The organism is Kitasatospora sp. NPDC056273, assembly GCF_042268845.1.
In the GTDB taxonomy this organism is placed as follows: domain Bacteria; phylum Actinomycetota; class Actinomycetes; order Streptomycetales; family Streptomycetaceae; genus Kitasatospora.
In genome coordinates, this window is record NZ_JBHJSJ010000018.1 from 21,535 (window position 1) to 30,341 (window position 8,807).

The 8,807-nt window shown below is 72.2% G+C and carries 10 protein-coding genes; 7 read left to right on the top strand and 3 right to left on the bottom strand.

Features of this window, described 5'->3' with window-relative positions:
* Positions 1-4 precede the first annotated feature (4 nt).
* Entirely contained in the window at positions 5-574 is a 570-nt protein-coding gene (locus ACFCY1_RS18175) for a DoxX family protein (protein WP_049651490.1), read from the bottom strand.
* Positions 575-785: 211 nt separating this feature from the next.
* Here ACFCY1_RS18175 and ACFCY1_RS18180 point away from each other — a divergent pair, with 211 nt between their 5' ends.
* Together ACFCY1_RS18180 and ACFCY1_RS18185 are read left to right on the top strand one after the other, a co-directional pair.
* A complete protein-coding gene (locus ACFCY1_RS18180; protein ID WP_375875194.1) occupies positions 786-1,382 on the top strand; it encodes a TIGR03086 family metal-binding protein in 597 nt (198 codons plus the stop codon).
* A 125-nt stretch (positions 1,383-1,507) separates the two neighbouring features.
* Positions 1,508-1,966, top strand: a complete 459-nt coding sequence (locus ACFCY1_RS18185; protein ID WP_375875195.1) for a hemerythrin domain-containing protein — start codon at positions 1,508-1,510, stop codon at positions 1,964-1,966.
* A 71-nt stretch (positions 1,967-2,037) separates the two neighbouring features.
* Here ACFCY1_RS18185 and ACFCY1_RS18190 read toward each other — a convergent pair whose 3' ends face one another.
* Together ACFCY1_RS18190 and ACFCY1_RS18195 are read right to left on the bottom strand one after the other, a co-directional pair.
* A complete protein-coding gene (locus ACFCY1_RS18190; RefSeq protein WP_375875196.1) occupies positions 2,038-2,826 on the bottom strand; it encodes a VOC family protein in 789 nt (262 codons plus the stop codon).
* Positions 2,827-2,948: 122 nt separating this feature from the next.
* Positions 2,949-3,539 carry a Uma2 family endonuclease gene (locus ACFCY1_RS18195; RefSeq protein WP_375875197.1) on the bottom strand — a complete coding sequence of 197 codons (591 nt, stop codon included), beginning with the start codon at positions 3,537-3,539 and terminating at the stop codon, positions 2,949-2,951.
* A 165-nt stretch (positions 3,540-3,704) separates the two neighbouring features.
* Between ACFCY1_RS18195 and ACFCY1_RS18200 the strand changes: the two genes are divergently transcribed.
* The 5 genes from ACFCY1_RS18200 (at position 3,705) to ACFCY1_RS18220 (ending at position 8,802) form a co-directional block, all read left to right on the top strand.
* Positions 3,705-4,382, top strand: a complete 678-nt coding sequence (locus ACFCY1_RS18200) for a TetR/AcrR family transcriptional regulator (RefSeq protein WP_049651485.1) — start codon at positions 3,705-3,707, stop codon at positions 4,380-4,382.
* A gap of 182 nt (positions 4,383-4,564) precedes the next feature.
* Complete coding sequence (locus tag ACFCY1_RS18205) at positions 4,565-6,097, top strand: MFS transporter (RefSeq protein WP_049651484.1); 1,533 nt, start codon at positions 4,565-4,567, stop codon at positions 6,095-6,097.
* 624 nt (positions 6,098-6,721) lie between these two features.
* Complete coding sequence (locus tag ACFCY1_RS18210; protein ID WP_049651483.1) at positions 6,722-7,636, top strand: LysR family transcriptional regulator; 915 nt, start codon at positions 6,722-6,724, stop codon at positions 7,634-7,636.
* Positions 7,637-7,710: 74 nt separating this feature from the next.
* Complete coding sequence (locus tag ACFCY1_RS18215; RefSeq protein WP_375875271.1) at positions 7,711-8,547, top strand: ACP S-malonyltransferase; 837 nt, start codon at positions 7,711-7,713, stop codon at positions 8,545-8,547.
* 3 nt (positions 8,548-8,550) lie between these two features.
* The gene (locus tag ACFCY1_RS18220; RefSeq protein WP_049651481.1) at positions 8,551-8,802 is read left to right on the top strand and encodes an acyl carrier protein; all 252 of its coding nucleotides are present in this window, start codon (positions 8,551-8,553) and stop codon (positions 8,800-8,802) included.
* The last annotated feature ends 5 nt before the right edge of the window (positions 8,803-8,807 follow it).

Here is an 8,807-nt window from a genome sequence, read left to right on the forward strand (position 1 = left end):
CCGGCTACTTGCGGAGCAGCAGGATCACGCCCGCCGTCACCAGGCCGACCACGACGGCGGCCGCGCCGTACGCCAGGCGGTGCGCCCGCAGCACCGGCAGGAAGCGGTCCACGGCGTAGCGGCCGGGGCCGGTCAGGGCGAGCGCGGCGGCACCGGCGGTCAGCAGCAGCTCGTACTCGCTGCCCTTCGGGGCGAAGAAGCCGCCGCCCCAGGTGACGGCTATCGCGTTGACCATCGTGCCGACGATCGCGGCGCCCGCCAGCGGGGTCAGCAGGCCGACGGCGAGGGCGAGTCCGCCCAGCGTCTCGGTGAGGCCGGCCACCACGGCCATGGCGTTGCCGGCCGGGTAGCCGCTCATGGTGAAGAACTGACCGGTGCCGTCGATCCCGCCGCCGCCGAACCAGCCGAACAGCTTCTGGCTGCCGTGCGCGGCCATGGTCAGGCCGAGGGCCAGGCGCAGGAGCAGGAGTCCGGCGTCGTAGGCGTGCGGGGAGGTCGTCGCGGACCCGGCGGTGTCCCGGGTCGGGCTGACGGTGGTGGTGGCGGCGGTCGTGCTCGGGCTGCTGCTCGGCATGCGCGTCTCCATCGATCGGGGTTCGGTCGTCGTCCGGCGCGGCCGGACACGGTCAAGGGTTGTGGTGGTGCGGCAGGCAGGGATCGTCACCCGGCGCCATTGTTCAAATTTGAACCGCCGCTTCACCGACCGTACCCCGAAGTTCGAATTTGAACAACTGACGGGCCGTCGGCGACTCGCGGGCCCCGCCCCGGCCGGAGAGGGTGGAGACATGGCCCACCACAGACAGCACCGACGGGAGACCCGGACCGGCACCCCGTACCCCGAGGCGCTGGACGCCTTCGGCGAGCGCGTCCGACTGATCACCCCCGAACAGTGGGACTCCCCCACCCCGTGCAGCGACTGGTCCGTCCGCGACCTCGTCAACCACCTCACCGGCGAACAGCTCTGGGTGCCCGAGCTGCTGATGGGCGCCACCGTCGGCGAGGTCGGCGAGCGCTTCGACGGCGACGTGCTCGGCGACGACCCGGTCACCGCCTGGACCGGCGCCGCCGAGGCCGCCCGGGAGGCCTGGGCCGTCCCGGGCGCCACCGAGCTGACCGTCCACCTCTCCTTCGGGGACACCTCGGGGCAGTACTACCTGGACCAGCTCACCACCGACCTGGTGATCCACTCCTGGGACCTCGCCGAGGGCATCGGACGGCGCACCCGGCTCCCCGACGGGCTCGTCGCGTTCGCGCTCGGCGAGTTCGCCGGGTACGGGGACCTCTCCGGCAGCGGGCTCTTCGACCCGCCGCTGCCGGTGCCCGAGGACGCCGACCCGCAGACCCAGCTGCTCGCCCTCACCGGGCGGCGGGACGGGGGGTGAGCGGGACCGACGGAGGGTAAGCGGGCTCGACGGGGGGTGAGCGGCGCGTGCCTCCGGGCGGGCGGCCCGGCGCCGGATACTGGAAGACAGCGGGGGAAGTCTTCCGTGCGAGAGGCGGGCGGGCCATGAGCCGCAGGCCTGACATCCTCGGCGAGTTCACCGCCGACCACCGGGCGGTCACCGAACTGCTCGACCGGATCGAGGCCGCACCGGCCGACGACCCCGGACGCGGCGAGCTGGTGGCCCGGCTGACCGACCTCCTCTTCACCCACTGCGCCGCCGAGGAGGAACACCTCTTCCCGGTGGTCCAGCACGACGTGCCCGACGGCGGGGCTCTGGTCTTCCGCAGCATCCACGACCACCTGGCGATCGGGCAGTACCTCGCCGACCTCCAGGGGCTCGGACCGGCCGAACCGGCCTTCGACACCCTGCTGCGCGGCCTCGCCGAAACCCTGCGGCGGCACCTGCGGGGGGAGGAGGAGCAGCTGTTCCCGGCCGCCCGCAAGGCCCTGCCCGCGGCCGCCCGCACCGCGCTGGGCGACCGGCTGCGGGCGGAGCGGGCCGAACTGGACGCCCCGGACTGATCAGCGTTCCCGCCGGCCCGTCCCTCCGGGCCCGCTCATTCCTTCAGGCCGGATCATTCCTCCGGGCCGGATCAATGCTTCGGGCTGATCACCGCGAACCGGGCACCCTCGCGGTCCCGCAGCCGGGCCACCCGCCCGTACGGGGAGTCGAAGGCCGGCCCGAGCGCCCCGCCGCCCAGCTCCGCGGCCCGGGCCACCGCCCGGTCCGTGTCCGGGACGGCGAAGGACACCTCCCAGTGCGGCGGCATCCCGGCCGGGCCGCCGGCCTGCTCCTTGGCCAGCGCCGCGACACTGTGCCCCTCGGCGCGCAGCACCACCCGGTCGTGCTCCCAGCGGACGTCGAAGCGCTCCGGGTCGCGGCCGTCCCAGCGGAACACCTCGCCGTAGAACAACGCCGCCGCGAACGGGTCCGGGGTGCGCAGCTCGATCCAGACCGGCGCCCCGGGCAGGTCCAGCTTCCGGGCCCGGCCCGGCGGGCCCTCCCAGATGCCGAACACCGCGCCCGCCGGGTCCGCCGCGAAGGCCACCCGTCCGGCGTCGAAGGCCAGCGGGCCGACCGCCAGGGTCGCGCCGCGCTCCCGCACCGCGTCGGCGGCGGCGTCGGCGCTCTCCGTCCCGAAGTAACTGGTCCACGCGAGCGGAACCGCCCCGACACCGGCGACGCCCAGCCCGGCCACCGCCTCCCCGCCGGTCACCGCGTGCACGTACGGGCCGAAGCGGTCCGGCCCGGGCTCGAACTCCCAGCCGAGCAGCGGGCCGTAGAACTTCTTCGCGTCCTCCAGATCCGGGGCCATCAGGCTCACCCAGCACGGCACGGCCGCCACACAGCGCACCCGGGCGACCGTCTCACCGCTGCCCATCGCGAACCTCCTCCGCCCACCCGGCCGCCGGGCCCCTCCCGACTCCCACGGCCCACCGGCCGCCCGGGACGCCCACAGCCTAGGGCGCCACCCTCACCGCCCCGGGGAAGCCATGCCCGGGATCAGCGCACCCAGTTCTTGAGGGGCTCGGTGTCCAGGGAGATGCCCACCGGGTCGGGGAGGCGGACGGCCTTGCCGAACGGCAGGGTGTGGACGGTCTCGTAGCGGACGCCGTCGGGCTGACTGTGGACGATGATCTCCGCGGAGTCCCGGTCGATCAGCAGGTAGACGGGGATGCCGGCCTCGGCGTAGGCGCGGGGCTTCTCGACCCGGTCGCGCCGATCGGCGTCGACGTCCGCATCGGTCACTTCGACCACCATCAGCACGCGATCCGCATCGACCCACTCCCCCTGCCCGACAAAGGCCTCGGCGGGGGCCAGAGTGCCATCGGGATGGACCCGTCCGCCGTCGGTTCCCCGCATCCTCAGGCCATGGCTGTGCAGCCACAGCTCCGGCCGCGCCTGGAAGCAGCTCCGCACCAGCCACTCGATCACACAGCCGTGGTTGCCGCCCGACCTCGGTTTCACTCCCAGTCGCCCGCCGAGGAACTCCAACTGGAGACCCTCGAGCGCCCGGAAAGCCAGGCGCGCGAGTTCCTCGAACTCTTCGGGCCGCATCTGCGATCGGCGCGGTGCGTCAGGAGTCGTGCACATACCGCGACCGTAGGGCCGGGGTGTGACATCCCTGCCCGAGAGCAGAGGGATTGTGTGACGCAGGTCACATGCGGAGGGGAAATTCCGGGGACGGATTCCCCGTTTCCGAGTACGTTGGAAGAAGCGGGGAGATTTTCCCCGGTATCCTGATGAGGAGCAGTCGTCGTGACCACCACCGCCGAGTCGGTCCGTCCCGCGGGGAGCGCACGTACGCCGAAGTTGCGTGCGGACGCGAGCCGGAACCGGGAGCGGATCGTGCTGGCGGCCCGGGAGGCGTTCGTCGAGTACGGTGCGGACGCGCCGCTGGACGAGATCGCGAAGCGGGCGGGGGTCGGCAATGCCACGCTGTACCGGAACTTCCCGGACCGGGTGGCGCTGATCCGCGAGGTGGCGGTGCTCGTCAAGAACCGCATCCTGGCCCTCGCCGAGACGGCGACGGCGGAGGCGGACGCCCCTGACGGCAGTGGGCCGTTCGACGCCCTCCAGCGGTTCGCGCACGCGTCCGTCGGGGAGAAGGTCGGCGGTCTGTGCACCCTGTTCAGCAACCATGTCGACCTGTACGACCCGGAGTTGACCGAGATCCGGGAGCGCCTGCAGGCCGCCGTGGGCGGGCTGATGGAGCGCGCCCGGGCCGCGGGCGAGCTGCGGTCGGACGTCGACCACGGTGACCTGTTCATCGCGATGAGCCAGCTGACCCGGCCACTGCCGAACACCGCCTGCCGACTGCTCGACGACTTCGTCCACCGGCACCTGCAGATCTTCCTGGACGGCCTGCGCGCACCGGCTCCTTCGGTGCTGCCCGGCCGGGCCGCGACCTTCGAGGACTTCCAGCCCCAGAACTGACCGACCCACCAGTACCGACCCCCTGCCAGTAGGGGCCCGACCAGTACCAGCCGTCCGGGCGCGCGCCGCCGTGCCCCGGCGCGCCCTGCCACCGCACCCTCCCGGTGCGGCGACCCGCCGTGCCCGCCGCACGGCACCCGACCGTTCACGCACACCACACGCACCGTGAAGTGAGTACCCCCATGTCTCGAACCGACGCCGCCCGACCGGCGACGCTGCCCGATCCCCGGCGCTGGAAGGCGCTGATATTCATCGGCCTCGCCCAGCTGATGGTCGTCCTCGACGCGACCATCGTGAACATCGCCCTGCCGTCCGCACAGCGGGACCTGGGCATCTCCGACGGCAACCGCCAGTGGGTGATCACCGCCTACGCGCTGGCCTTCGGCGGGCTGCTGCTGTTCGGCGGCCGGATCGCGGACCTCTGGGGCCGCAAGCGGACCTTCATCGTCGGCCTGACCGGCTTCGCGCTGGCCTCCGCGCTCGGCGGCGCTGCGGCCAACACCGCGATGCTGCTGGGCGCCCGCGCACTCCAGGGCGTGTTCGGCGCGCTGCTCGCGCCGGCCGCGCTGTCGCTGCTCGCGGTGACCTTCACCGAGGCCAAGGAGCGCGCCAAGGCCTTCGGCATCTACGGTGCGATCGCCGGTGGCGGTGGCGCCATCGGTCTGATCCTCGGCGGCCTGCTCACCGAGTACATGAACTGGCGCTGGACCTTCTTCGTCAACATCCCGTTCGCCATCGTGGCCGCCGTCGGCGCCGTGATGGTGATCCGCGAGCCCGCCGAGGGCCGCAACCGCAACCGGCTGGACGTCCCCGGCGTTCTGCTGGTGACCACCGGCCTGGTCTCGCTGGTCTACGGCTTCACCCGCGCCGAGTCGGACGGCTGGTCGTCCGGCACCACCATCGGCCTGTTCGTCGCGGCCGCCGTGCTGCTGGCCGCCTTCGTGCTGGTGGAGCTCCGGGTCAAGGCCCCGCTGCTGCCGCTGCGCGTGGTGCTCGACCGCAACCGCGGCGGGGTGTACCTGTCGCTGGGCATGGCCGTGATCGGCATGTTCGGCCTGTTCCTCTTCCTGACCTACTACCTGCAGATTGTGCTCGGCTACAGCCCGGTGCTGACCGGCGTGGCCTTCCTGCCGATGGTGGCGGGCATGATCACCGGCTCGACCCAGATCGGCGCCCGGCTGATGACCCGGGTCCCGGCCCGCTACCTGATGGCGCCCGGCTTCCTGGTCGCCTCGGCCGGCATGTTCCTGCTGACCCACATCAGCCTGGACACCTCCTACCCGGCGCTGATCCTGCCGGGCCTGGTCCTGATGGGCCTCGGCATGGGCACCGCGTTCATGCCGGCCATGAGCCTCGCCACGCACGGCGTCCAGCCGCGCGACGCGGGTGTGGCCTCGGCGATGGTCAACACCTCGCAGCAGGTCGGCGGCGCCATCGGCACCGCGCTGCTGAACACCATCGCGGCCAGCGCGACCACCGGCTGGCTCGCCTCGCACGCCACCGCCGCGGCCGCCGCCTCGCCGGAGGCCGCCAAGGTGCTGCAGTTCCAGGGCATGGTGCACGGCTTCTCGACCGCGATCTGGGTGTCCTTCGGGATCCTGGTGGCGGCCGGCGTGGTCGCCTTCACCTTCATCAACGCCGGCCGGCCGGGTGCCTCGACGGGCTCGGACGCGGGCTCGGCGGCCGAGAACGACGTGCCGGTGCTGGTGCACTGACGCGCAGGGGTTGCTCGGGTGCGTACGCGGCCCGTCCGGTGTCCTGGAGGACACCGGGCGGGCCGCTCGCCGTTTCCGCCCGGGACACCCCAGGACGGTCCGACCCCGGTCACCCCAGGACGATCCGACCCCGGACGGTCCCGGACGGTCCGGCCTCGGACGCCCCCGTACGGTCCGGCCCGCGGAATCCGGCCCACCGGATACGCCCGCGAGTTCCTCACATCCCGGCCCCAGGGCGACCTTGTTCCACGGTCAACCTGTCGCCTAAGGTGAGCGAAGCGCTTCGTTCCGTGTGCACCCTTGAACCTTCCTGCACACTCCTGGCCACGACCCTCCGGCCTGCGCTTTTTACTTTCTTGACACGCGCATGACACACAGCGTTCCGCGATACCCGCTCGACAGTGTTCTCCTCGCTCCCGAAGCCAGAGAAGAGCCCCGCCATGTCGCCATCGCACACGTACGACCGGTACCGCCTGCCACGGTTCCACTGTCCCGGCGCCGGAACCGCGCCGCGTACGCCCAGACGATCGCCCCGGAACGCGCACCGGACCTGAAGCGGCCGGAACGCGCGCGAACCGCGCCCACACGATCCGACCGACCGAGAAATCACTCCGGACGTGAAGAATGACCGACCGCCTGGACTTCAGCCTCACGCAGTTGCGCTATTTCGTGGAATCGGCCGAACTCGGAAACATCTCGGAAGCGGCCGAGAAGCTCAGAGCCTCGCAATCGACCGTCTCCTCGGCCATCATGCGGCTGGAACGCCAACTCGGCGTGCAGCTGCTGCTGCGCCACCACGCCCGCGGGGTCACCCTCACCCCGAACGGGCGGGACCTGCTCCTCGGCGCCCGCGCGCTGCTGGGACAGGCCAGGAGCCTCCAGGAGCAGGGGGACGCGCTGGCCGGCGGCATCGAAGGCCGGCTCGGCGTCGGGTTCCTCACCCCGGTCGCCCCGTTCCTGCTCCCCCAGACCCACCGGATCACCGCGGAACGCCACGCGGGCCTGCGGCTGACCACCCGGGAGGAACCGGCCGACCGGCTGCTGGCCCTGCTCCGGGACGGGCAGTGCGAACTGGCCGTCACCTACGACTTCCTGAGCGGCGGCTCCCGGTTCGTCCCGCTGGCCGAGCTGCCCATGCGGGCGCTCGTCGCGGACGACGACCCGTGCGGCCGGGCCGACCCCGTCCGCCTGGCCGAGCTCGCCGAGCGGCCGTTCGTCGCCCTCGACGACCCGCCGCTGCTGCTCCACTTCGAGAAGTTCTTCGCCGACGTCGGCGTCCCGCTGCCACCGGTGGTCACCGCCACCGGGCCGGAGACCGTCCGCGGCCTGGTGGCCGCCGGGTGCGGGTTCGCCCTCGTCCACCAGCGCGCCCACCGGGCCACGACGCTGGACGGCGGCCGGATCCGCTCGGTCGAACTCGCCGGGGACGCGCCGACCGCGTCGCTCGGCGTGGCCGCCGCCCCCGGCCTCGCCCTCGACCGGCGCGGCCGCGCGGTCCTGAACGTGCTCAGGTCGGTCGTCCCGACCTGCCGTCTGTGAGACCGGGCGCGCGCCCCCTTCTCGCCACACCCCCTCATCCCCGCGACACCCGTCGGAGGAATGCCGTGTTCGCCATGCTCTTCGCCGGCCAGGGCAGCCAGCACAAGGGAATGGGCGCCGAGGTCCTCGAACGCTACCCAGGACTGGTCGGATTCGCCTCCGACCTGCTGGGGTACGACCTCGCCGCCCTGTGCACCAAGGACCCGGACGGCCTGCTCGGCCGGACCGAGTACACCCAGCCGGCGATCTTCGTCGTCAACGCCCTGCACGGTTTCGAGCGCACCCACCGGGAGGACCGCCCGGCGGACGTCTACCTGGGGCACAGCCTCGGCGAGTACAACGCCCTGCTGGCCGCCGGGGTGTTCGACTTCGAGACCGGGCTCCGGCTGGTCGCCAAGCGCGGCGAGCTCATGGCCGCGGCCTCCGACGGGGGCATGGCCGCCGTCCTGGACACCCCCGAGGAACGGCTGCTGGAGCTCCTCGCCGAGCACGGGATCGACGGCGTCGACATCGCCGGCCTGAACACCCCGTCACAACTCGTCATCGCGGCCACTCCCCCCGTGCTGGCCGCCGCGGTCGAATGCCTCGAGGAGAACGGGATCCGGGTCGCCCGCCTGAGGGTGAGCGCGCCCTTCCACTCCCGCTACATGGAGCCGGCCCGCGTGCGCTTCGCGGAATTCCTCACCGGCTTCGCATTCGCCGCACCCCGCACCCCGGTCGTCTCCAATGTCACCGCCCGGCCGCACCGGCCGGAGGAGACCGCCCGGCTGCTGGCCGAACAGCTCGTCGCCCCGGTGCGCTGGACCGACTGCGTACGAAGTCTCCTCGACCGGGACGACGACGTGGAGTTCACCGAGATCGGGGGCACCTCCCTCACCCGCATGGTCGACAAAATCACGTCTGGAGCCTGAACGATGGAATCGACGACGGACACGATCCGGACGTACCTGGAGGAGCGCTTCCTCTTCGAGTTCGACGATGAGACCACCCCGGACACCGACCTGTTCAAGGCCGGGGTCATCGACTCCTTCGGCTACGTCAGGATGATGCGCTTCCTGGAGTCCGAGTTCTCGCTGGCCCTCGACGGCGACGAGATCCTCATGAACGTCCTCGTATCGCTCAACGCGATCGATGAATTCGTCCAGAAGAAGCTCGCCGGGGAATAGGGGGA